Origin of the sequence: Acidovorax sp. 69 (genome assembly GCF_002797445.1) — a bacterium.
Lineage (GTDB): Bacteria > Pseudomonadota > Gammaproteobacteria > Burkholderiales > Burkholderiaceae_C > Acidovorax.
This window is the reverse complement of sequence record NZ_PGEP01000001.1, coordinates 4620486-4643621: the sequence shown is the minus strand read 5'-3', so window position 1 is coordinate 4643621 and position 23136 is coordinate 4620486. Positions and strand designations below refer to the sequence as shown.

Sequence of the window (23136 nt, the reverse complement as noted above, 5' to 3'; positions counted from 1 at the left end):
ATCGTTTGATACGCTGTCAAACATTATGACCACGATTGCTAACAACCTCCAACAGGTTCTGGACAGGATGGCGCATGCGTGCACAGCCGCTGGGCGCGGCGCTGGCAGCGTCGGACTGCTGGCCGTCTCAAAGACCTTTGGCGCCGACGCCGTGCTGGAAGCGGTGGCTGCGGGGCAGCGCGCCTTTGGCGAAAACTACATTCAGGAAGGTGTGGACAAGATTGCCGCCGTCCGGGGTGCCTTGCCTGGTGCTGCACTGCAATGGCACTGTATTGGCCCCATCCAGAGCAACAAGACCCGCCTGGTGGCAGAGCACTTCGACTGGGTGCATACGGTGGACCGCCTGAAGATCGCTGAGCGCCTGTCGACGCAGCGTCCGGAGCATTTGCCGCCGCTGCAGGTCTGTATCCAGATCAACATCGATGGCGGGCCCACCAAGTCCGGCGTGGCCCCTGCCGAGGCGCTGGAGTTGGTGCGGGCTGTCGCAAAACTGCCACGCCTGCGCGTGCGTGGGCTGATGAGCATCCCTGATCATGCTCCTGAACTTGAAGCGCAACTGGCAATCCACACAAGCGCTAGAAGGATTTTTGACCAAATATCTGTGCTGGGAGAACCCGGGCTGGAGCAGTTTGACACCCTGTCGCTGGGCATGACGGCCGACCTGGAGGCCGCGATCCAGGCTGGCAGCACCCTAGTGCGCGTCGGCACCGGTGTTTTTGGTGGCCGAAGCTACCCTGCCGCCGCCTGACCTCGGGATCGCTCCCTCACCGGTCCATCAGCCCGGCCGCTGAAAGCGGGCAATGCAGTCCAGCGCCGCCTGAATATCCGCAGCGCTCACATCCAGGTGTGTCACCCAGCGCAGCCGGGTGTTGCCGCCATAAAGGCTGCTGGTCACGCGCACGCCGTGCTGGGCCAGCCAGGCGGTGAAGGCCGGGGCCACATCGGCGTGCAGGTCGGTGAAAAGGATGTTGGTCTGCCAGGGGTAGACGGTGACCTTGCCCTGCAGCACCGGGTGGCTGCGGTGGGCTTCGCTCAGGCCCTGCGCCAGGCGGTCCAGATTGGCATGGTCATCGGCCAAACGCCGCACATGGTGTTGCAGCGCGTAGTGGCCCGCAGCAGCCAGCACGCCAGCTTGGCGCATGCCGCCCCCCAGGATCTTTCGGGTGCGGCGGGCTTGCCGGATGAAGTCGCGCGAGCCCAGCACCAGCGAGCCCACGGGCGCGCCCAGGCCTTTGCTCAGGCACAGCGACACGGAATCGAAATGGCTGCACAGGCTGCGCGCTTCTTCATACACATCCGTGCCATGGCGCGCGGCATTGGCCGTGGCGGCGTTGAACAGGCGTGCGCCGTCCAGGTGCAGCGCCAGGCCGCGTTGGTTGGCCAACAGCGCCACCTCCGTGACGTAGGCGGGGGGCAACACCTGGCCACCCGTGGTGTTCTCCAGCACGATGAGTCGCGTGCGCGCAAAGTGCGGGTCGTCGGGCTTGATGGCGGCCGCGATGTCGGCCACGCGCAGAGTTCCATCAGGTTGGGTCTCTACGGGCTGGGGCTGAATGGAACCCAGCACCGCCATGCCACCCGCTTCCCACCGGTAGGTGTGCCAGCTCTGGCCCACGATGGCTTCGTCGCCGCGCTGGCAGTGGCCCCACAGCGCGATCAGGTTGGTCTGCGTGCCCGAGGGCGCAAACAGCGCCGCCTCAAAACCCAGCAGTTCGGCCGCATGCTCCTGCAGCGCGTTCACCGACGGGTCATCGGCAAACACATCGTCGCCCAGCGGGGCCTTGAACATGGCCTCGCGCATGGCGGGCGTGGGCTGGGTGACGGTGTCGCTGCGAAAGTCGGGCATGGGCGCGGTCCTTGTGGGTCGGGTCAATGAATGCAATGACCGGCCATGGTAGCGGCGGCCTGTGGCGGCTGCCGCTGTAGGGGATAGGCGATAGGCGCCCAGCCCGCCTCGTCGGTCGTCAGGGCCTCGTCATCTTGCAATCCGTGCCCTGTGCCAGTTCGTTGCCGGTGTATGCCGCATCGGTGCGGAATCCGTAGTTCGTACCCTCCCAGCCCACCTTGACGGCCTTTCCGTCCACCGGCGCGATGGTGTTGACCACCTGGGGCAGCAGCAGTTGATGGTCTTCTGCGCGCATGCGCACGGGGCCCACCACCGTATCGAAGCTCAGGTCTTCGAGTGCGCGTGCCACTTTGACGGTGTCGGTGCTGCCCGCCTTGGTGATGGCCAGCGCCAACATGCGCGGCGTGAACTCAATGCGTGGTGCGAGGAAGTCCTTGCCCGTCCTGGCTTTGTAGGCCTTGGCCAGAGCGTCCACTTTGGGTGCGTCAGCTTGGCCGGGGTGCCACTCAGCCACCCATGTGAGTTGCCCCAGCTTGGCCTGTGAAACAGCTGTCACGGTGCCGGGGAACGAGCCTGCGCTGTGATTGAAGTAGCGCAGGTTGTACCCCGCGTCGCCCGCAGATTTGAGCAGCAGGTTCATGTCCGGCCCCCAGTTGCCGGTGATCACCGTGTCCGCGCCACTCTGTTTGATGTTGGCCAAGTAGGGGGCGAAGTCCTTGACGCGGCCGATCGGGTGCAGGGCTTCTCCGACGAACTGAACATCCGGGCGCGCCAAGCCTACCAACTGGCGTCCATACAAGGCCCATTGTTTGCCGTGTGCGTAATCCTGGTTCAGAAGGTAGACCTGCTTGACGTCGAGCAATCGCTTGATGGTGTTGGCAATGGCCTTCATCTTCATCGCGGTGTTGGCCTCGGTCTGGAAGTGCCAGAAGCTGCAGGCCTTGCCCGTCATTTCGGGGTCGATGGAGGAGTGGTTAAGCACCAGCAGCTCCTTGCCGGGGTTGCGCTGGTTCCAGCGGTTCACGGACTGGATGAGCGCAGACACCACGGACGAACCAGAGCCTCCCGTGATGACGACGCGCGCACCCTGATCGATAGCGGCCTGCAATGCGCTTTGACTCTCCTGCGCCGACAGTTTGCTGTCGAATTGCAGCAGCTGCATCTTCACGCCACCTGGCAAACCACCTTTGGCATTGATGTCGTCTACCGCATATTGCGTGTGCAACAGCATCAGCTCGCCCACGGCGGCGAACGGTCCTGACAGCGGGTCGATGTAAGCCATTTTGTAAGTGGCCTGTGCATAGGTGGCACCCGCACTGAGTGCGGCAGCCAACACGACGGGCAAGATGGCGAGGCGGTGAAAGGCATTTTTCAAGAGATGTCTCCGTTGTGGCTTTTTGGTGGGCAAGAAAAATGAAGGATGTCGGGGCGCGGGGGCAAGCCTGATTTGTGGCCTGTGTCAGACGCTGGCGCTGCGCTGGAGGGGCGCACTCTGCAACCCCAGCACCCGGTAGGCCAGCAGCGACAGCTCATGAACCACTTCGTCAAGGCTCAGGCGCCCATCGGGTCGGTACCAGTTGTACAGAAAGCCCGGCAGGCTGCACGCCGCCTGCGCAGTGATGCGTGTCTCGCGAAAGTCGAACATGCCCGCTTGTCGCCCTGCTTCGAGCTGGGTGCACAGTTGCGCGTAGAAATGGTTGGCCATCTTTTTCTGTGCGGTGACGTACTCCGGCCGGTAGACCTGGGGTTCGCGGTAATAGAAGAAGGCGGCAGGGTGGTGCTCCAAGGTGGCGCGTACCAGACGCTCAATGCCGATACACACCTTCTCGTGGGCCGGGCGGGTGTCGTCTGCTGCGAAGTCCATCGCAGTGAAGCAGGCCACGGCGGGCCGCCACGACAAGGTCTCGAAGATCTCTTGCTTGTTGCGAAAGTAGTAATAGACGAAAGGCTTGCTCACCCCCAGTTGCCGCACGATGTGCTCCATGGTGGTGTTGGCGTAGCCCAGCTGGTCAAACAGACTTTCAGCCGCTTTCAGAATGCGCTCGCGTTTCTCATCAGTGCTGGCGTTGGCGGTTTTTTGCCGGCCCCGTGCCGTTGCTGAGCGCGCAATGGCAGCCGTCTTGGCTGTTTGCGGTGCGTTTGTCGCTTTGGTTATACCCATGGGTAGCATTGTTCTACTGATCGGTATATATTGGCAATACGCTGGCGAGGCAGAGCACCTATCGCAAACCCTCAGAACCGGTGGCATAAAAAAAAGGAGACAAAACCCATGGCCGAACCACGCCCTGTGCCCGCCACTGCAGTCGCACCGTTGCCCCTGCACGAACACCTGCGCCGCCATGCGCGCGAAACCCCCGACCGCATCGCCTACCTTTGGTATGGGCAGCCCATCACCTGGGCGCAGCTCGATGCGGCCAGTGATGCGTTCGCGGCACGCCTGCAGGCGTTGGGTGTGCGAAAGGGCGAGCCCGTGGCTTTGTTCATGAACAATTGCCCGCAGTACGTGATGGCGCATTACGGCATCCAGAAGATCGGCGCCATCGTCTGCCCGTGTGGGCCGCTCAACAAAGAGCATGAGCTGCAGTACCAGATCACCGACCTGCAGGCACGCGTGATCGTAGCGGCCGATATGTTGCTGCCCATCGTCGACAAGGTACGCGCCCAATCCACGCTGCAACATGTGTTTGTGGTGCGCTACGGCGATCTGCTGCCTGCCGCGCCGCGCATCGACGTGCCCGCCGAGCTGCTGGCCCTGCAGGCGGCCGCAGCCCCCGTGCCCGCAGGCTGTGAGGATTTCTTGGCCGTGGCCAGTGCCGGTGGCACACCCACTCCCGTCATCGTCGGCATGGATGACGTGGCGCTCATGACCTACACCTCGGGCACCACGGGCTTGCCCAAAGGGGCCATGCTCACCTACGAAAACGCGCGCTTCAAAACAGCGGCAGCCGTGGCCAGCAACGACGCGACCGAGGGCGATGTGCTGCTGGCCGTCGCACCGCTGTATCACATCGCCGGCATGCTGATGGGCGTCAACATCCCTGTCCTGACGGGTGCGACGACGGTGCTCATGTACCGCTTCGACGCGATGGGCGTGGCGCAGGCCCTGGAGCGCCACCGCGTGACGTGGTGGTACAGCATCGCACCCATGAACGGAGCGCTCATGCAGGTGCCAGGCGCCAGGGACATGGACTGGAGCGCGTTGCGCATGAACCCGGTCACCAGCTTTGGCATCACCTTCACCGAGCCGCTGGCGCAGCAGTGGCAAACCTTTGCGCCCCATTGCATAGCGTTCGAGGCTGCCTACGGATTGTCTGAAACGCACACCATGGACACCTGCATGCCCTATGCGGCGATCCGGTGGGGCACCCAGGGCAAGCCGGTGCCGGGCAACACCATCCGCATCGTCGACCCCGACACCGGCGCGCCGCTGCCCACCGGCGAAGTGGGCGAGATCATCATCCACGGCCCCGGCAACTTCAAGGGCTACTGGAAAAAGCCCGAGGCCACGGCCCAAACGCTGCGGGATGGCTGGGTCTATACCGGCGACATGGGCAAGATCGATGCGGACGGCTACCTCACCTTCATCGGCCGCTTCAAGGAAATGATCAAGGTCTCGGGCTACAGCGTGTTCCCCGAAGAGGTCGAGACCCTGCTCATCAAACACCCCGCTGTGGCGCAGGCCGCCGTGATTGGTGTGCCCGATGCGGAAAAGGGCGAGGTGGTGCGTGCCTTCATCGTGAAGAAACCCGGCCAGGCGCTGGACGCCGCTGCGCTGGTGGCCTGGTGCCGCGAGAACATGGCGCCTTACAAGGCCCCGCGCGAGGTGCGATTCATCGACGCATTGCCCGCTACTGGCGCAGGCAAGGTGCTGCGCCGCATGTTGCGGGATGCATGAAACACCCCCCTGAGTCGCCTGCGGCGCCTTCCCCCTCTCTCTGCGCGCTTCGCGCTAGGGAGGGGGACGCTCCCAGCGCAGCGGGGCGGCCCTTGCGCGGGAGCCCTGGTGTGGGCCCCGTCAGTTGCAAGCGCTGCGAGATATGCGCAGTCCTGTGAGTCCCTGAAATACAAGAAAAGATGGCCGCCAGCGCTTATCAGTAAAGCGCTAAAAGCTATAAAAACAGAAGCAAAACCATGACCTTGCCCCTCTTTGCCAATGTCCTCGTCGCCAACCGGGGAGAGATCGCGCTGCGCACCGTGCGCGCCCTGCATGACCTGGGCATTGCCAGCGTGGCCGTGTATGCCGACGACGACGCCGCCAGCCCCCATGTGCACGCAGCCAGTGCCGCCGTGGCGCTGGGCGCTACCGGCCCTGCGGCGTACCTGGACGGTGCGCGCCTCATCGCCGTTGCCAAGGCGCAGGGCTGCGATGCCGTGCACCCAGGCTACGGCTTCTTGAGCGAGCGCGCCGACTTTGCCCGAGCCTGTGCCGAGGCGGGGCTGCGCTTCATCGGCCCCACGCCTGCGCAGCTCGCGCTGTTCGGCGACAAGGCGCAGGCCCGCGCGCTGGCGCAGCAGCGCGGCGTGCCCCTGATGCCCGGAACGCAGGCGGCGGTGACGCTGCAGGAGGCGCAGGCCTTCTTTGCGCAGCACGCCCAGGCAGGCATCGTGATCAAGGCCATCGGCGGCGGCGGTGGGCGGGGTATGCGCGCGGTGGCGTCGGCTGATGACTTGCCCGCGGCCTACGCGCGCTGCCGCAGCGAGGCACAGGCGGCCTTTGGTGTGGACGGCGTGTACGTGGAGCGCCTGATGGGCAACGCGCGCCATATTGAAGTGCAGGTGCTGGGCGATGGTCGCCAGGTGATGGCCCTGGGCGAGCGCGAGTGCACGCTGCAGCGGCGATTTCAGAAGGTGGTCGAGATCGCGCCCAGCCCCTCGCTGCCCGCGCCGCTGCGCTTGTCGCTCACCGCCGCCGCCCTGGCCATGGCGCGCGCGGTGGCCTACGAGGGCTTGGGCACGTTCGAGTTTCTGGTGGACCTGGCTTCCACCGACCTGCCCTTCGTGTTCATCGAATGCAACCCACGCCTGCAGGTGGAGCACACCATCACCGAAGAGGTCACGGGCGTGGACCTGGTGCAGGCGCAGATCGCGCTGGCCGCGGGTCGCACGTTGCAGGACATTGGCCTCGACCCTGCGGCACCGCCCGCCGTGTTGGGCTTTGCCGTGCAGTGGCGCATCAACGCCGAGACGCTGGATGCGCAGGGCGGTGCCATGCCCGGCAGCGGTACGCTGACCCGCTTTGACCTGCCCGCCGGGCCCGGTATCCGCGTGGACACCCACGGCGTGGCCGGCGCCGCGCCGTCGCCGCACTACGACACGCTGCTGGCCAAGCTCATCGTGCACACGCGCAGCCCGCGTTTTGCGGACGCACTGCGCCGCTCGCAGCGCGCGCTGGCCGAATGTCGCATCGAGGGCGTGGCCACCAACCTGGCGCTGCTGCAGGCCTTGGCCTCACGGCCTGAAATGGAGAGCCAGCAGGTGCACACGCGCTGGCTGGAGTCGGTGTTGCCAGAGCTATTGATTGCTGCAAAAAATATAGCTGTCGGTGCATATGAATCGGGCGCCATCGGCCAAAAAGACCTGAAAAATATCCCGACCGCCCCTGAGAACGCCGTGCGGGCCCCCATGCCCGCCCGCCTGGTGCAACTCAGCGTGGCCGAGGGCGATGTGGTCACCGCAGGTGCCGAGCTGGCTGTGCTCGAAGCCATGAAGATGGAGCATGTGCTGCTGGCCCCGCACGCGGGCCGCGTGGGCGCGCTGCTGGCTGTGGCCGGTGGCTATGTGGCGCCGAGGCAGCCGCTGCTGGTGCTGGCCCCGGTGGACGACGCGGCCGATGTGCAAGTGCAGGGCAGCGCTGCGCACGACCCCAATCACATCCGCCCCGACCTGCAGCGCGTGCGGGACCGCCACGCGTTCACACTCGATGCGGCAAGGCCCGAAGCGATTGCCAAGCGCCACGCGCAAGGCAGCCGCACGGCGCGCGAGAACATTGCCGACCTGTGCGACGACGGCAGCTTCATCGAATACGGCGCGCTGGCGATTGCTGCACAAACGCGCCGCCGCAGCCTGGATGACCTCATCGCCAATACGCCCGCCGACGGCATGGTCACGGGCATCGGTGGCATCAACGGCGCGCTGTTCGGGCCAGAGCAATCGCGCGCCGTGGTCATGTCGTACGACGCCACCGTGCTCGCGGGCACCCAGGGCGCGCGCAACCACGCCAAGACCGACCGCATGCTCGGCATTGCCCTAGCGCAGAAGCTGCCCGTGGTGCTGTTTGCCGAAGGTGGCGGCGGCCGCCCGGGCGATACCGACATGCCCATCGTGGCGGGGCTGCATGTGCACACCTTCGCCAGCTATGCTGCGCTGTCGGGTCAGGTGCCGGTGATCGGCATCGCGGCCGGGCGCTGCTTTGCGGGCAATGCCGCGCTGCTGGGCTGCAGCGACGTGATCATCGCCACACGCGGCAGCAACATCGGCATGGGCGGGCCTGCCATGGTGGAAGGCGGCGGCCTGGGCATCTTCAAGCCCGAGCAGATCGGCCCCAGCCGCGTGCAGCATGCCAACGGTGTGATCGACGTGCTGGTGGAGAACGAAGCCGAGGCCGTGGCTGCCGCGCGGCACTACCTGTCGTTCTTCCAGGGGCGCACATCGCAATGGTCCGCACCCGACCAACGCGCCTTGCGATCCGTGGTGCCCGAGAACCGCCTGCGCGTGTACGACACCCGCACGGCGATGGCGGGGCTGGTCGATGAGGGCAGCCTGCTGCTGTTGCGCACCGGCTTCGGCGCGGGCATCCACACAGCGCTGGCGCGCATTGAAGGCCGCCCCGTGGGCCTGCTGGCCAACAACCCGCAACACCTGGGCGGCGCCATCGACGCCGATGCAGCCGACAAGGGCGCGCGCTTTATGCAGCTGTGCAACGCGCACGGCCTGCCCATCGTGAGCCTGGTGGACACGCCCGGCTTCATGGTCGGCCCCGAGGTCGAAGCCACGGCCCAGGTGCGCCACGTCAGCCGCCTGTTCGTCACCGCCGCCCACCTGCGCGTGCCCACCTTCAGCGTGGTGCTGCGCAAAGGCTACGGTTTGGGCGCCATGGGCATGACGGCCGGGGGCTTTCATGCGCCCGTGTTCACCGTGGCGTGGCCCACGGGCGAGTTTGGTGCCATGGGGCTTGAAGGCGCCGTGCGCCTGGGCTTTCGCAAAGAGCTGGAGGCGTTGGCGGAAGGGCCCGAGCGCGACGCGCTGTTCGCCAAGCTGCTGGCCAAGTCGTACGCCAATGGTGAGGCGATGCACATGGCGGCTACGCTGGAGATCGATGCCGTGATCGACCCGGCCGACACGCGGGCGTGGCTGGCACGCGGGCTGGCGTCGGCGCAGGTGGCGCCGCTGGGGCACCGGTTCATCGACACCTGGTAAGTGCCTGCTTGTGCCGTGCACTGCGTGCTAAGCTGGCCCGCCTAGCCCACCCCGCGCCGGGGTGGCGCCCCTGTTTGACGGAGATTTTTCACCATGCCCGGACTGCTGCCCGATATCGATCCCGATGGTTTGCTTGAATTCTCGGTGGTCTACACCGACCGCGCGCTCAACCACATGTCCAAGCGCTTCACCGGCGTGGTGCAGGACATTCTGGGCACGCTGAAAGAGGTCTATCACGCCCACACCGCGGTGCTGGTGCCCGGCAGCGGCACCTTCGGCATGGAAGCCGTGGCGCGCCAGTTTGCCAACAAGGAAAAAGTGCTCATCGTGCGCAACGGCTGGTTCAGCTACCGCTGGACGCAGATTTTTGACGCCGACAAGGGCCTGGGCGGCGGCTCGGTGGTGTGCAAGGCGCGCCAGCAGGGCAGCGGCCCGCAGGCGCCGTGGGCGCCATGCCCCGCTGAAGAAGTCGCAGCCACCATCCGTGCCGAAAAGCCCAAGGTGGTGTTTGCGCCGCACGTTGAAACCGCCAGCGGCATCATCCTCTCCGACGACTACCTCCGCACCGTGACGGCTGCGGCCCATGAGGTGGGCGCGCTGTTTGTGCTCGATTGCGTGGCGTCGGGCGCCATGTGGGTGGACATGCAGGCCACGGGTGTGGATGTGCTGATTTCCGCGCCGCAAAAGGGCTGGAGCGGCTCGCCCTGCTGCGCCATGGTGATGCTGAGCGAACGCGCGCGGGTGGCGATTGACGGCACCACCAGCAGTAGCTTTTCGTGCGACCTCAAGAAGTGGATGCAGATCGCCGAAGGCTACGAAAAGGGCCAGCACGCGTACCACACCACCATGCCCACCGATGCGCTGGTGCGCCTGTCCGAAGTGATGCAGGAAACGCGTGAATACGGCTTTGCCAAGGTGCGCGACGAGCAGATCGAACTGGGCGCCAAGGTGCGTGCGCTGCTCGAAGCGCGCGGCTTCCCCAGCGTGGCCGCCGAGGGCTTCAAGGCGCCCGGCGTGGTGGTGAGCTACACCACCGACCCCGGCATCCAGAACGGCAAGAAGTTCATGGAAGTGGGCCTGCAGACCGCCGCTGGCGTGCCACTGCAGTGCGATGAAGGCCCTGAGTTCAAGACCTTCCGTGTCGGCCTGTTTGGCCTGGAAAAATGGCACAACGTGGACCGCACCGTGGGCCATTTGTCGAAGGCGCTGGACCAGATTGCAGCGGCTGCCTGACCGGTTGCGGTCGAGGTCGGTGGGCTTGCCCGGATGAAGCCCGAGACGGATGGCGCAACCCTCGCCCTGCGCCGGGCCAAGCGACAGGCGTTGGGCCTGCTGCTGCTGGTGACCGCCGTGTTCATTGCCACCAGCGTGGTCGAGCGCGGCTTGCTGCTGAACTGCATCAAGGCCATGGCCGAGGCCGCCATGGTGGGCGCGCTGGCGGATTGGTTCGCGGTGGTGGCGCTGTTCCGCCGCCCGCTGGGCCTGCCCATCCCGCACACCGCCGTCATCGCGCGCAACCAGGCGCGCATCGGCCGCAACCTGGCCACGTTTGTGCGCGACAAGTTTCTGGACGTGCCCTCGCTGGTCGCGCTGATCCGCCGGCACGACCCCGCCGAGCGGCTGGCGCAGTGGCTGGTGGCGCCCGGTAACGCCGCGCTGTTGGGGCACCAGGCTACGCGCTTGGCGTCGGCCGCGCTGGAGACCGTGCAGGACGCGCAGGTGGAACGCTTCATTCAAAAAGCGGCGCGCACGCTGATCGGGCAGGTGGACATGTCGCGCGCGCTGGCCGCCGTGCTCGACACCCTCACGCACAACGGCCGCCACCAGGCGCTGCTGGACGATGTGCTGGGCAAGCTCATCGAGCTGCTGCAGAACGAGCAGACCCGCGCCTGGGTGGCGCAGACCATCGTGGCCTGGCTCAAGAAGGACCACCCACGCACCGAAAAGTTATTGCCCAGCGACTGGCTTGGCGACAAGGGCTCTGCCCTGTTGGCCCGCGCGCTGGAGAGCGTGATGGCCGACGTGGCTGCCAACCCGCAGCACGCCTTGCGTGCGCAGTTTGATACGGCCGTGCAGCGTTTTATCGAGCGCTTGCGCAGCGACCCCGACTGGCTGCGCAAAGGCGAGGAGATCCGCACTTACTTGCAGACCGATGCGACGGTGGCGGGTTATGTGCAGACCCTTTGGCAGGACTTGCGCGGTGCATTGAAACGCGACCTGGCCGATGCCGATTCGGTGGTGGCGCGGCAGGTGCGTAGCCTGGGGTTGTGGCTGGGTCAGTCGCTGGCCGGGGATGCCGCGCTGCGGCAGTCGCTGAACGATCGGCTGGAGCACTGGGTGCAGGGCCTGGCGCCCGACGTGTCGCAGTTTGTGGCGCAGCATATCGAGGACACGGTGCGGCGGTGGGATACGGAAGAGATGACGCAGCTGATTGAGTTGAACATTGGCAAGGATCTGCAGTACATCCGGATCAATGGGACGGTGGTGGGTGGGTTGATCGGGCTGGTGCTGTTTGGGGTGTCGCGCGCGGGGGAAATTTGGCGTACGGTGGTGGGCACCTGACCACCCGTTCGGGCTGAGCCCGTCGAAGCCGGGGCGCACCATTCCCCAACCGTTCGGGTTGAGCTTGTCGAAACCTGGGCGCGCTCGCATGCTCACGGTATGGGCCGCATGCCTGTGCAAGGGTCGGAGGCCGGGAGTCGCCCGGCTTGCGAGTAACTTTCTTTCGCGTCGCCGAAAGAAAGTCACCAAAGAAAGGGCGACCCCCAGTCTGCGACCCCTTCGCGGTGCGAAGGGGCAACCTGCGTCGGCGCGGTTGCGGGGTGCGCCGTGGAACTCACTGCGCGCCGTTGGCGCTACGTTCAGACAGCCACGGCAAGCTAGACAACGAGGCCTGCGCGCACTGGCGCGCAGGCTCACCCCGCAACCGCCCCGCCGCAGGCGCAGCCAGCAGGGGTGGGGAGCCGAACAGCCAAACATCCGAACAGCCACGCGGGCCATCGCGTTGCTCGGCCGCGCTCCGACCGCGTGGAGCTGGGTCTAGCGTGCCGCCTCATCCGCCGCCATGTTGGCCGCGTGTTCTTCCTGCAAATGCTGCGCAATTTGCGCCCAGGCCTGCTTGGCTTCGGCGTCTTGCGCCCAGGCGTAGCAACTGGCGATGTGCATGGCCGTCACCGCATGGTGCGGGTCGAGCGCAAACGCCACCTCACACTGCAGCGCCGCCTGCCGCCACATGGCGGTCGCATCTTCAGATCCTTCTTTCTGCAGCGCATGGGCTTCTGCTATCCACGCCTGACCCAGTCGGAACGCCGCCGCGTGCTGCCCGGGGTCTGCGTCATGCGCGCGTTGAAACAACACCCCCGCCTGCCGCCACAGCGCGCGTGCTGCTGCGAAGTCTTGCGTGGCGACGGCCTGCGCTTGGGCGACCAGGGCGTTACCGGATTCGAGGAGGGAGGTGTTGTCAATGGGCATGTGGGTGACAAGATGGAGGAGAGGTGGCTGCGGGTTGCCGGGGTTTTTTGGTGGCCTTCAGCCGCCAGCTCCATTTTCAAAACATCGGAACGGACCTTCGCCGGCTGGACTAAATCACTATCGGTTTGCTTGGCGTATGAATCGGACTGGATCCTCAGTGCTTAAATTCGACTTTAGCCTTTGCTCCACGAATACGGAACTCTTGCTTGGATTGAAACTGGAATGACCACCCCCAGTCTTGCTCCGGCTCTTTTTCAACCCAGAACTGGCTTTTACCCCACTCGTCGTTTGTGCAATAGCCAAAGCTACTCAAACACAGACTCTCGCTTTTAGGGAATGACGGATCGCCAGGAATTGCCTCGAAGTGAGTGACATCCTCGAACTTTAAGCTTACGCAGAGTGGCAGATCTTTCGAAACCCGCGTGCTGCTTGAACGTTGCCAACGCAGGTCGACAGCTTGCACAGCTACGTTGAACTCGACAGAAACGAAGTCGTAGTCATTGTGCAGATCAAGTTGAGCGTTACCTGCTACAAGGTAGATGCCCGATTGCAGGAGAAAGTTGGAGGCCTGCATTTGTTCTCAGTATTGACGCGGCAGAAAGCGGCGATTGACGCCGCGGGTCGCGAGTTTAGTAAATTGCTCCACGCTTGATTTTTTGGTTCAATGAAATCGAACTGTGTGTCAATGAGTAGTAGGTGTCAGTTTTCGAGGACTGAACCTCATTCAAAACCGCGGCAAATCCGGATGCTTGATCTGCCCCGCGCGCACCAGCATCTTCCCGTACTCCGCACACCGATTCAGCGTAGGAATCACCTTCCCCGGGTTCAACAACCCGGCCGGGTCAAATGCATGCTTGAGCCCAAACATCTGCGCGTTCTCCTCCGCAGAAAACTGCACACACATGCTGTTGAGTTTTTCCACGCCCACGCCATGTTCGCCCGTCACCGTGCCGCCCATCGCCACGCTGGTCTCCAGAATCTCCGCGCCAAACAGTTCGCAGCGGCGCAGCTGGTCCGCGTCGTTCGCGTCGAACAGGATGAGAGGGTGCAGATTGCCGTCGCCCGCGTGGAACACGTTGGCGCAGCGCAGCTGGTACTTCTTTTCCATTTCCTGGATGGCCAGCAGGATGTCGGCCAGGCGCTTGCGCGGGATGGTGGAGTCCATGCACATGTAGTCGGGGCTGATGCGGCCGCTTGCGGGGAAGGCGTTCTTGCGGCCGCTCCAAAAGCGCAGGCGCTCGGCCTCGTCCTGGCTGACCGAAATGGCGGTAGCACCGGCGGCGCGCAGCACGTCGCTCATGCGGCCGATTTCTTCTTCCACCTCTTCAGGCGTGCCGTCGCTTTCGCACAGCAGGATGGCTTCGGCGGTCAGGTCGTAGCCGGCTTTCACGAAGTCCTCGACGGCGGCGGTCATGGGTTTGTCCATCATCTCCAGGCCGGCGGGGATGATGCCGGCGGCGATCACAGCGGCCACGGCGTCGCCCGCTTTGCGCACGTCGTCAAAGCTGGCCATGATGCAGCGCGCGAGCATCGGCTTGGGGATGAGCTTGACGGTGACTTCGGTGGTCACGGCCAGCATGCCCTCGCTGCCGATCACGGCGGCCAGCAGGTCGTAGCCGGGGGCGTCCAGCGCCTCGCTGCCGAACTCCACGGGTTCGCCTTCTACCGTGAAGCCTTTCACCTTGAGCACGTTGTGCACGGTGAGGCCGTATTTGAGGCAGTGCACGCCGCCCGAGTTCTCGGCCACGTTGCCGCCGATGGTGCAGGCGATCTGGCTGCTGGGATCGGGCGCGTAGTACAGGCCGTAGGGCGCGGCGGCTTCGCTGATGGCCAGGTTGCGCACGCCACACTGCACCACGGCCGTGCGGCTTTCGGGGTTGATGTCGAGGATGCGGTTGAACTTGGCCAGCGACATGGTCACGCCCATCGCGTGGGGCATGGCCCCGCCCGACAGGCCCGTGCCCGCACCGCGAGCCACCACGGGCACTTGCAACTGGTGGCAAACCCGGAGCACGGCCTGCACTTCGCCATAGGTCTCGGGCAGGCACACCACCAGCGGGCGCTGGCGGTAGGCGGTGAGGCCGTCGCATTCATACGGCGTGGTGTCTTCGGTGTGCCACAGCAGTGCGTGGGCGGGCACCACGCGGCCGAGGGCCTGGACGACTTCGGCCTGGCGTGCAGCGCGTTCGGCCGGGGTGGCGCCCGCTGGGGAGGAGGAGGCGGTGTTCATGGCAGCCACTGTAGGGGATGGTCGGGTGCCGGGGCTTGAGTTTTTCTGCAGGGTTTTGTGAAAAACGCTGGTTTGCTCATATATCAATAGCTGCTGGCGCTTATGGATAGGGCGCTACAGGCTATTCTGGCTTGTATGAATGCTTGCAAGGATGCGTCTGGCGATGGGCTGCGCCTCGTAGAACTGGCGCGGCCCTCGCCAGGGATGCTGCGCCAGGGGCGCCAGGCCGTACACATGGCGCGTGGGTGGCTCTGGGGAATGTGGTCGAGCCGCCCAGGGCGACGTACCTGTACCTAGGCCATCGTCTTGCGCAGCCACTCGGCAAACGCCGCGCATTCCCACCGGTCCATGGTGCCGGTGCGCCAGCACAGGTAGTGCGCGTGGGGGCTGGCGGTGTCGGTGGCAAACAGGCGCACCAGCGTGCCGTTTTCCAGCCAGGGCGCGCCGAGTTTGAGGCGCACCAAGGCCACGCCCATGCCGGCGGCGGCGGCGTCGCACATCAGGCCGATGTCGTTGAATTGCGAGCCTTCGCTGGGTTCGGCCCAGTCCAGGCCGGTGGCGGCAAACCAGGTGCGCCAGGGTTCCAGCGGGCTGCGCAGCAGGGGCACGCCCTCCAGGTCGTCGGGCCGGTCAAACGGGCCGTGCTCGCGCACGAAGGCGGGTGTGGCCAGGGGGGTGACCACGTCGCGGGCCAGTTCCACATGCTCGACGTCGGCATAGTGGCCCGCGCCAAAGCGCACGATCAGGTCGGCATCTTCGGCCACCACGTCCAGCAGGGGGATGGACACCTGCAGCGCCAGGTCAATCTCGGGGTACGCCTCGGTGAACTGGCGCAGGCGCGGGATGAGGATGGTGCGTGCAAACGTGGGCGTGACCGCCAGTTTGAGCCGCCGCCGCCCGGTCGAGGCCGTCTGCCCTGGAAACCGCTGCAGAGCGCCCAGTCCCTCGCGCACATGGGCCAGGTAGGCGCTGCCCTCGGTAGTCAGCGAAAAATCGGCCCGTCCAAACAGCCGCACGCCCAGGATTTGTTCGAGCTGCTTGACCCGGTGGCTCACGGCGCTGGGCGTCACGCACAGCTCTTCGGCTGTCTGGGTCACGCTGCGCAGGCGCGCCAGGGCCTCGAACGTCAGCAGGCACTGGATGGGCGGGATGCGCCGGGCGGCGCTGCTGAGGAAGGAGGACGGGGCTGCCGTGGCCATGGGAAGGCTGGGCTAGCGGAAGATGACCGTTTTGTGGCCGTTCAGGATCACGCGGTGCTCGCTGTGCCACTTCACGGCGCGGGCCAGCACCTGGCTTTCGGTGTCGCGGCCACGGGCGGTCAGGTCTTCCACCGTGTCGGTGTGGTCAGCGCGGGCCACGTCCTGCTCGATGATGGGGCCTTCGTCCAGGTCGGCTGTGACGTAGTGGGCTGTGGCACCAATGAGCTTCACGCCCCGGTCATGGGCCTGGTAATAAGGCTTGGCGCCCTTGAAGCTGGGCAGGAAGCTGTGGTGGATGTTGATGGCCCGTCCGGCCAGCTTTTGACATAAGTCAAGAGAAAGTATCTGCATGTAACGTGCAAGAATCACCAGTTCGGCCCCTTCGGCCTCGATAATCTCGAACTGCTTGGCTTCGGCCTGGGCTTTGGTGGCGCCGGTGAGCGGGATGTGGTGGAACGGCACGTTGTAACTGGCCGCGAGCTGGTAAAAATCGCGGTGGTTGCTGATGATGGCGCGGATGTCGATGGGCAGCAGGCCACTCTTCCAGCGGAACAGCAGGTCATTGAGGCAGTGGCCTTCCTTGCTGACCAAGAGCACGGTTTTCATGGGCGTGGCTGTCGCGTGCAGGGTCCAGCGCATCTGGTGGGGCTCTGCAAAGCTGGTCAGGCTGGCTTTGAGGGTGGCGTGGTCGTGCTGGTCGCAGGCAAACTGCACACGCATGAAGAACAGGCCGGTGGCGTGGTCGTTGTACTGTGCGGCTTCTTCGATGTTGCCGCCGTGCTCCAGCAAAAAGCCCGAGACAGCGTGCACCAGCCCCAGGCGGTCGGGGCAGGACAGGGTAAGGATGTAGGCGTTGGTCATAGCTGCAACATTGTCGCAGCAAGGGCCATGCGCCGTAGAACGGTCACTCAAGGAGTTCAATGGGCGACGAGGGCCATGCCCCATCACTGGTCCCCTGGCGGGGAATGCTGCTGTACCTTGTGCTGGGTGTGGCTTGGGTGTTTGCGGGCGACGCGCTGCTGGCCCATTGGGTGAGTGATCCTGCGCTGCTGACCCAGTTCCAGACCTGGAAGGGCTGGGGTTATGTGATCTTGACCAGCGGCCTCGCCTGGTGGCTGCTGCGGCGCATGCGCCGTGCCGAGAAGGTGCGCATGGCGATGGCGCATGAGCTGACGCAGATCGTGCGCCATGCTCCCGCAGGCATTGCACGCGTGGCGCCCGATGGCCGCTTTCTCTGGGCCAACCACCGTCTGAGCGACATGCTGGGCGGCACGCTGGCGCAGGTGCTCACCCTCAATTTTCGTGATGTGATGATTGCCCAGGACCGCGATTGGGCGGCGCGCCAGCTGGAGCGCCTGATGGCGGGTGAGATCGACCACTATGTGGGCGAGCGTTATTGCCAGCGCCTGGACGACGGCCGCCATGTGTCGGTGCTGTGTACCGTGACCCTGGCTCCCGAGGTGGGCGATGAGCCCGCGCACCTGGTGTGTGTGGTTCAGGACCTGGACGAAATCAAGGCTGCGCGCGCTGCGCTGCAACGCAGCGAAACCCGCCAGCGGCTGGCCGCGACGGTGGTGGACAACACCATGGAGGGCGTGGTGGTGACCGATGCCCACAGCCGCATCCTCTCGGTCAATGCGGCGTTCACACGGCTGCTGGGCTACACCGAGGACGAACTGCTGGGCAAGACGCCGCGCGTCTTCAAGTCGGGCCGCCACGACAAGGCGTTTTACGAGGCCATGTGGTCGGCGCTGACCGACACCGGCCACTGGCAAGGCGAGATATGGAACCGCCGCAAGAACGGCGAGATTTTCCCGGAGCACATGTCGCTGTCGGCCGTGCGCGACCCAGGGGGCGAGATCACGCACTACGTGTGCATGTTCACCGACATCTCTGAAGAGAAGGCGCAGCAGCGTCGCCTGGAGTTTCTGGCCCACAACGATGCGCTCACTGGCCTGTCCAATCGCACCTGGTTCGGGCACCAGCTGGAGCTGGCCGTGCAGGAGGCGCGTGTCAGCGGCGAGTACATCGCCGTGCTGCTGCTGAACCTGGACCGCTTCAAGGACGTGAACGACAGCTATGGCCATGCCACGGGCGATGAGGTGCTCAAGCACATTGCTCGCCAGGTGCAGTCGGCCCTGCGTCCGGGGGATGTGCTGGGGCGCATGGCGGGCGATGAGCTGGCCGTGGTGGCGCGCAACCTGCGCCATGCGGACGGTGCGGCGGCCATGGCACGCCACCTGATCAGTGCCGTGGCCGAGCCCTGGCGCTCACCCGATGGGTTGGAGGTGGTGGCCGGCGTGAGTGTGGGCATCTGCATGTTCCCCGAGCACGCCAACACCACCGAGCTGCTGTTGCAGGGGGCGCATGCGGCGGTGTACGGCGCCAAGGCGCGCGGCCGGGGGGCCTGGTGTTTCTTCCATGAGGCCATGACGCTGGCCGCGCGCGAGCGGCTGGAGCTGGAGTCGCGCCTGCGCCTGGCGTTGGCGCATGGCCACATGCAGATGTATTACCAGCCCCAGATCGATATCGCCACGGGCCGTATCCTCGGCGCCGAGGCGCTGGTGCGTTGGAACGATCCCCATGAAGGGCTGATCTCGCCTGCGCGGTTCATCCCGGTGGCCGAAACCTCGGGGGTCATCGGCCCGCTCGGGGAATGGGTGGTGCGCGAGGTGTGCCGCCAGGGCCAGCAGTGGCGCGAGGCGGGTCTGCCCGAGGTGATGCTGGCGGTGAATGTGTCGCCCCGCCAGTTCCACCTGACAGACCTGGCAGGCTGCGCCTCGGCCGCGCTGGCCGAGTCGGGGTTTCCGGCCCGGCTGCTGGAACTGGAGATCACCGAAAGCGCGCTGGCCGAGCGCACCGAAGAGGCCCGTTTGGTGCTGGTGCGTCTGCGCGAACTGGGGTTGCGCATTGCGGTGGATGACTTTGGCACGGGCTATTCATCGCTGGCGCAGCTCAAGCGGTTTCCCATCGACGTGCTCAAGATCGACCAGGGCTTCATCCGCGACATTCCCCAGAGCGAGGACGACATGGCCATCAGTGCCGCCATCATTGCCATGGGGCACAGCATGGGGCTGTCGGTGCTGGCCGAAGGGGTGGAGACCGAGGGCCAGCTGGCGTTCTTGCGCGAGCGTGGTTGTGACTCGTACCAGGGCTATCTGTGCAGCCGCCCTGTGCCAGCCGATGGTTTTGCGGCATTGCTGCGGGCGCAGCAACAGCAGCAGTCGCCCCCCTGAGAGCAGCGCCCAGGCGCTCCGGCTGGGCCCGCCTTCGCCAAGTCAGGGCTGCGCGCGCACTGGGCGTTGTTGATCGCGCAGCCCTGCGCAGGCGTCGTGGGGTGGCAGATGGGGTGTTTCGATGAGCATGTCGGCGGCTGTATTTGCTCTGTTTTTAATAGCTGTGGTCGCTTGCATTGCCTGCGCTACAACCACTTTTGACATCAAACCGGTCGGCCAATGTGTGGGGATGCCCACATTGCGCAGCACATGGCCACTGCCCGCCACCAGCAACACAGCCTGGCCAGGGCGCAGGGCTTCTTGCGCAGCCTGGGCCATGCTGGCATCGCGGGCCAGCTGGATGCGGGCCATGGGCGCGATCTGGGATTCGGGCAGCAGCCCGCAGTGGCCGTCGCGCAGCGCCTGGTATTGCTGCGCCAGCGCGGGCGCGGGCAGGTGCTGGTCCCAGGCGGTCTCGGCCATGGTGGCGCGCATGCGGCTGCGCGGCAGGTTGCCGCCCAATACGGGAATGCCCGCCGAGACAGCTGCCATGACCACCGGGCCATAGGACTTCCAGGGCCAGGCGGCGTCGTTCCAGCCCAGGGCGGCTTGGGCCTGGCCGTCGGTGGCGTTGCGTGGCAGCGCCCGGGTGCTGTGCCCGCTCTCGGCCATTTCTATCACCACGGCCGCCAACTGCCCCCGTGCCGCGAGCCACAACACGGCTTCGCGCTGCAGGCGCTGGTGGTCGGCGGCATCGTGTTGTTCGCCCAGCAGCAGTACATCGGTGGGCAGCAGGGTCTGCAGGCGGTCAGGCCAGGCTGCGGGCGGGGCGCCGGAGGGCTGGGTGTCCGTGCTGGCGCAGCCCCCCAGTGCTGTCAGGGCGCCCGCCAGCAACAGGCTTGCGCAGAGGCGGGTGTGGGGTGATCGTTGCATGGCTCCATGCTACGCGCGTCGGCCTTGACTCAGGTCAAGAGTCGGCGCAGGCTCGGTGCCTACACTGCCGCCATGCGAACCAAGCCCACGCTGACCACCAAACTCCTCGCCATGGGCGCGGGTTTCCTGTTGGTGGCCCTGGCGTCGATTGGCCTCACGTTGTGGGTGACCTGGAAGCTCGAAGGCGGCGCTGCCGCTGTCAATGAGGCTGGCCGCTTGCGCATGAACATGCTGCGCATGGTGCTGGTGCTGCAGACCGATCCCCCGCAGGCAGTGCAAGAACGCGCGCGCCAGTTCGATGCCAGCCTGGACTTGTTGCGCACGGGCGATCCGTCGCGGCCCCTGTTTGTGCCGTGGAGCGACGAGACACGCACCCGTTTCGAGGGCATTCGCACCCAGTGGGCGGTGGCGCGCACTGGTTGGGTCAGCACTTTGCCCCCCGGCCGCGCACAGCTTCTGGAGGAGGCCGATGCCTTCGTGCAGCAGGTCGATGGTTTTGTGGATGCGATCGAGGTCCAGATTGCGGGCTGGACGGCCGCGCTGCACCTGTTCCAGTTGTTCATGATGGCGCTGGCCATCGTGGCCGCCGTGACCTTCATGGCCGTGAGCTACCTGCTGGTCATCAACCCCGTGGCGCGACTGCAGCAGGCCCAGGCCCGGCTGCGCCAGGGCGAGTTGAGTACACGCTTGCCGGTCGATACCGATGATGAGTTCGGCCAGCTGTCTGCTGGCTTCAACCTCATGGCGCATGCACTGCAGGCCTCGCACGACGAGCTGGAGCACAAGGTGCGCGAAAAGACCGCCAGCATCGCTGTGCAGAACCAGCGTCTGGCCGCGTTGTACGAGGTGAGCGCGCTGGCCAGCACGGCGGGCAGCCTGGAGCTGCTGGCCCAGGGCTTTGTGCAGCAGATTCGCCGCGTGGCTGGGGCTGATGCGGCCGCCGTGCGCTGGTCCAATGAGGCCAATGAGCGCTACGTGTTGCTGGCCGGTGATGGCCTGCCCCGCACCATGGCAGAGGGCGAACATTGCCTGCACACCGGCGCTTGCCTGTGCGGCCAGCCCCAGGCCCAGGCGCGCACGCGTGTGATTCCCATCACACCATCGACCACCGTGGCCCTGCCGCACTGCCGCGAGGCGGGTTTTGAAACCATGGTGACCATCCCTGTGCTGATGCAGCAGCGCCTGCTGGGTGAGGTGGACCTGTTTTTCCGCTCACCGGTCGAGCTGAACGACGAACTGCGTGATTTGCTCGAAGCCATGACGCGCCACCTGGCCAGTGCCATGGAGGGCTTGCGCGCCACCGCACTGGAGCGCGAAGCCGCCGTGGCCGAAGAGCGCAGCCTGCTGGCGCGCGAGCTGCACGACTCCATCGCCCAGTCGCTGGCTTTCCTCAAGATTCAGACCCAGCTGCTGCGCGACGCGGTGGCGCGCGGCGACGAGGCCAAGCGCGACCGCAGCATGGGCGAGCTGGATGTGGGGGTGCGCGAGTGTTATTCCGACGTGCGCGAGCTGCTGGTGCACTTTCGCACGCGCACCAGCGAGGAGGACATCGAGTCCGCGCTGCGCGCCACGTTGTCCAAGTTCGAACATCAGACCGGCATGGCCACCACCCTGGGTATGGTGGGCCACGGCCTGCCGCTGGCGCCCGATCTGCAGATCCAGGTGCTGCACATGGTGCAGGAAGCGCTGTCGAACGTGCGCAAGCATTCTGGCGCCACGCGGGTGGACCTGCTCGTGCACCGTCACCCGCGCTGGCGTTTTGAAGTGCAGGACAACGGTTCAGGGTTTGATGTGGCCAGCGTGCCGCCCGACTCGCTGCATGTGGGCCTGGGCATCATGCGCGAGCGGGCCCAGCGCATCGGTGCGGTGGTGCAGGTTCAGTCTGCGCGGGGGCAAGGCACCTGCGTGTGCATTGAGCTGCCCACGGTAGCGCCGGTTCCTGCTGCATCGTCCTCCTCGGCGTCTCCTCCAAGCCGACCCACCGTCGACGTCGCTGCCCACACCGCCGCCCCTTTGCCGAGTGCCCCTGCATTGCAGCCAGAAAGCAGTTCATGACGATAACGTTGTCCCCCTTGGCGCAGCCCTCTGTGCCCGAGTCTGCAGCACTGCCGGTCACGCTGCTGGTGGTAGACGATCACACGCTGTTCCGGCGTGGGCTCATTGCGTTGTTGGGCCAGGACGATGGACTGCAGGTGGTGGGCGAGGCGGGCGATGCGGCCGAGGCCTTGCGGCTTGCACCCCGGTTGCAACCCCAGGTGATCTTGCTCGACAACCACCTGCCGGGCGTGATGGGGGTGGATGCCATCCGGGGCCTGCGCGAGGTGGCGCCGGCATCGCGTGTGCTGATGCTCACCGTGAGCGAAGACGCGCAGGACCTGGCCACCGCGCTGCGCAATGGTGCGCAGGGCTACCTGCTCAAGACCATCGACGGTGACCTGCTTGCGCAGGCCATTCGCCGTGCGGCCCGAGGCGAACCCGTGGTCAGCCCTGAGCTGATGGTCAAGCTGGTGGCGGCCTTTCAGTCGCAAGGAGCGCCCGAGACACCACAGGCGCCCCTGCTGGCCGACCCTGCGGCTGCAGGCGCCATAGCTGCCGCCAACGGCTTGACGCCGCTGTCCCCGCGTGAGGAGGATGTGCTGCGTGAGATTGCCCGCGGAGCCAGCAACAAGGAAATCGCGCGCACGCTGGACATCGCTGAGACCACGGTGAAGATCCATGTGCAGCACATCCTGCGCAAGCTCGGCCTCAGCTCGCGCGTGCAGGCGGCGGTCTACGCGGCAGACCGGCAACGCTCCGAGTAGCTGCGCAGCCAAAGAGCGTTTTGCC

General features: G+C 65.7%; 17 protein-coding genes. 8 read left to right on the top strand and 9 right to left on the bottom strand.

What is annotated here, in order from left to right:
* The first annotated feature begins 25 nt into the window (after positions 1–25).
* Positions 26–748, top strand: a complete 723-nt coding sequence (locus CLU85_RS21300; RefSeq protein ID WP_100412031.1) for a YggS family pyridoxal phosphate-dependent enzyme — start codon at positions 26–28, stop codon at positions 746–748.
* A gap of 27 nt (positions 749–775) precedes the next feature.
* Here the strand turns inward: CLU85_RS21300 and ltaE are convergent, their stop codons facing one another.
* The 3 genes from ltaE to CLU85_RS21285 all read right to left on the bottom strand — a co-directional run bounded on the left by ltaE (position 776) and on the right by CLU85_RS21285 (position 4007).
* Complete coding sequence (gene ltaE, locus CLU85_RS21295) at positions 776–1846, bottom strand: low-specificity L-threonine aldolase (RefSeq protein ID WP_100412030.1); 1071 nt, start codon at positions 1844–1846, stop codon at positions 776–778.
* Between the two features lie 118 nt (positions 1847–1964).
* A complete protein-coding gene (locus CLU85_RS21290) occupies positions 1965–3221 on the bottom strand; it encodes a branched-chain amino acid ABC transporter substrate-binding protein (protein ID WP_369858289.1) in 1257 nt (418 codons plus the stop codon).
* 84 nt (positions 3222–3305) lie between these two features.
* Positions 3306–4007, bottom strand: a complete 702-nt coding sequence (locus CLU85_RS21285) for a TetR/AcrR family transcriptional regulator (protein WP_100412029.1) — start codon at positions 4005–4007, stop codon at positions 3306–3308.
* 108 nt (positions 4008–4115) lie between these two features.
* Between CLU85_RS21285 and CLU85_RS21280 the strand changes: the two genes are divergently transcribed.
* From CLU85_RS21280 to CLU85_RS21265, 4 genes are all read left to right on the top strand, one after another.
* Complete coding sequence (locus CLU85_RS21280) at positions 4116–5741, top strand: AMP-binding protein (RefSeq protein WP_100412028.1); 1626 nt, start codon at positions 4116–4118, stop codon at positions 5739–5741.
* A 236-nt stretch (positions 5742–5977) separates the two neighbouring features.
* Positions 5978–9262 (top strand): carboxyl transferase domain-containing protein, encoded by a 3285-nt coding sequence (locus CLU85_RS21275; protein ID WP_100412027.1) that lies wholly within the window; start codon positions 5978–5980, stop codon positions 9260–9262.
* A gap of 93 nt (positions 9263–9355) precedes the next feature.
* On the top strand, positions 9356–10495 hold the full coding sequence (locus CLU85_RS21270; RefSeq protein WP_100412026.1) for an aminotransferase class V-fold PLP-dependent enzyme: 1140 nt from the start codon (positions 9356–9358) through the stop codon (positions 10493–10495).
* Between the two features lie 33 nt (positions 10496–10528).
* Complete coding sequence (locus CLU85_RS21265) at positions 10529–11824, top strand: DUF445 domain-containing protein (RefSeq protein WP_100412025.1); 1296 nt, start codon at positions 10529–10531, stop codon at positions 11822–11824.
* A 477-nt stretch (positions 11825–12301) separates the two neighbouring features.
* Here the strand turns inward: CLU85_RS21265 and CLU85_RS21260 are convergent, their stop codons facing one another.
* The 5 genes from CLU85_RS21260 to purU form a co-directional block, all read right to left on the bottom strand.
* Positions 12302–12733, bottom strand: coding sequence for a hypothetical protein (locus CLU85_RS21260; RefSeq protein WP_100412024.1), 432 nt, complete (start codon positions 12731–12733; stop codon positions 12302–12304).
* A gap of 154 nt (positions 12734–12887) precedes the next feature.
* A complete protein-coding gene (locus CLU85_RS21255; protein ID WP_100412023.1) occupies positions 12888–13307 on the bottom strand; it encodes a hypothetical protein in 420 nt (139 codons plus the stop codon).
* 150 nt (positions 13308–13457) lie between these two features.
* Positions 13458–14963: an FAD-linked oxidase C-terminal domain-containing protein gene (locus CLU85_RS21250; protein WP_100412022.1), complete on the bottom strand. Its 1506-nt coding sequence runs from the start codon at positions 14961–14963 to the stop codon at positions 13458–13460.
* A 293-nt stretch (positions 14964–15256) separates the two neighbouring features.
* A complete protein-coding gene (locus CLU85_RS21245) occupies positions 15257–16162 on the bottom strand; it encodes a LysR substrate-binding domain-containing protein (RefSeq protein WP_100412021.1) in 906 nt (301 codons plus the stop codon).
* A gap of 12 nt (positions 16163–16174) precedes the next feature.
* Entirely contained in the window at positions 16175–17023 is an 849-nt protein-coding gene (gene purU, locus CLU85_RS21240) for a formyltetrahydrofolate deformylase (protein ID WP_100412020.1), read from the bottom strand.
* Between the two features lie 59 nt (positions 17024–17082).
* Between purU and CLU85_RS21235 the strand changes: the two genes are divergently transcribed.
* Positions 17083–19398, top strand: coding sequence for a bifunctional diguanylate cyclase/phosphodiesterase (locus tag CLU85_RS21235; protein ID WP_198509227.1), 2316 nt, complete (start codon positions 17083–17085; stop codon positions 19396–19398).
* A gap of 42 nt (positions 19399–19440) precedes the next feature.
* Here CLU85_RS21235 and CLU85_RS21230 read toward each other — a convergent pair whose 3' ends face one another.
* Positions 19441–20310, bottom strand: a complete 870-nt coding sequence (locus tag CLU85_RS21230; protein ID WP_100412019.1) for a ChaN family lipoprotein — start codon at positions 20308–20310, stop codon at positions 19441–19443.
* 72 nt (positions 20311–20382) lie between these two features.
* On the opposite strand from CLU85_RS21230, the gene CLU85_RS21225 reads away from it, so the two are divergent.
* Both CLU85_RS21225 and CLU85_RS21220 read left to right on the top strand, forming a co-directional pair.
* On the top strand, positions 20383–22365 hold the full coding sequence (locus CLU85_RS21225) for a type IV pili methyl-accepting chemotaxis transducer N-terminal domain-containing protein (protein ID WP_232727893.1): 1983 nt from the start codon (positions 20383–20385) through the stop codon (positions 22363–22365).
* Positions 22362–23111 carry a response regulator gene (locus tag CLU85_RS21220; protein ID WP_100412018.1) on the top strand — a complete coding sequence of 250 codons (750 nt, stop codon included), beginning with the start codon at positions 22362–22364 and terminating at the stop codon, positions 23109–23111. Before CLU85_RS21225 ends, CLU85_RS21220 begins: the two co-directional genes overlap by 4 nt.
* Positions 23112–23136 lie beyond the last annotated feature (25 nt).

Bases quoted from the DNA above. Each gene is read 5' to 3' on its own strand.
- CLU85_RS21300 (WP_100412031.1), top strand. From the start codon at position 26: ATGACCACGATTGCTAACAACCTCCAACAGGTTCTGGACAGGATGGCG.
- ltaE (WP_100412030.1), bottom strand. From the start codon at position 1,846: ATGCCCGACTTTCGCAGCGACACCGTCACCCAGCCCACGCCCGCCATG.
- CLU85_RS21285 (WP_100412029.1), bottom strand. From the start codon at position 4,007: ATGGGTATAACCAAAGCGACAAACGCACCGCAAACAGCCAAGACGGCT.
- CLU85_RS21280 (WP_100412028.1), top strand. From the start codon at position 4,116: ATGGCCGAACCACGCCCTGTGCCCGCCACTGCAGTCGCACCGTTGCCC.
- CLU85_RS21275 (WP_100412027.1), top strand. From the start codon at position 5,978: ATGACCTTGCCCCTCTTTGCCAATGTCCTCGTCGCCAACCGGGGAGAG.
- CLU85_RS21270 (WP_100412026.1), top strand. From the start codon at position 9,356: ATGCCCGGACTGCTGCCCGATATCGATCCCGATGGTTTGCTTGAATTC.
- CLU85_RS21265 (WP_100412025.1), top strand. From the start codon at position 10,529: ATGAAGCCCGAGACGGATGGCGCAACCCTCGCCCTGCGCCGGGCCAAG.
- CLU85_RS21260 (WP_100412024.1), bottom strand. From the start codon at position 12,733: ATGCCCATTGACAACACCTCCCTCCTCGAATCCGGTAACGCCCTGGTC.
- CLU85_RS21255 (WP_100412023.1), bottom strand. From the start codon at position 13,307: ATGCAGGCCTCCAACTTTCTCCTGCAATCGGGCATCTACCTTGTAGCA.
- CLU85_RS21250 (WP_100412022.1), bottom strand. From the start codon at position 14,963: ATGAACACCGCCTCCTCCTCCCCAGCGGGCGCCACCCCGGCCGAACGC.
- CLU85_RS21245 (WP_100412021.1), bottom strand. From the start codon at position 16,162: ATGGCCACGGCAGCCCCGTCCTCCTTCCTCAGCAGCGCCGCCCGGCGC.
- purU (WP_100412020.1), bottom strand. From the start codon at position 17,023: ATGACCAACGCCTACATCCTTACCCTGTCCTGCCCCGACCGCCTGGGG.
- CLU85_RS21235 (WP_198509227.1), top strand. From the start codon at position 17,083: ATGGGCGACGAGGGCCATGCCCCATCACTGGTCCCCTGGCGGGGAATG.
- CLU85_RS21230 (WP_100412019.1), bottom strand. From the start codon at position 20,310: ATGCAACGATCACCCCACACCCGCCTCTGCGCAAGCCTGTTGCTGGCG.
- CLU85_RS21225 (WP_232727893.1), top strand. From the start codon at position 20,383: ATGCGAACCAAGCCCACGCTGACCACCAAACTCCTCGCCATGGGCGCG.
- CLU85_RS21220 (WP_100412018.1), top strand. From the start codon at position 22,362: ATGACGATAACGTTGTCCCCCTTGGCGCAGCCCTCTGTGCCCGAGTCT.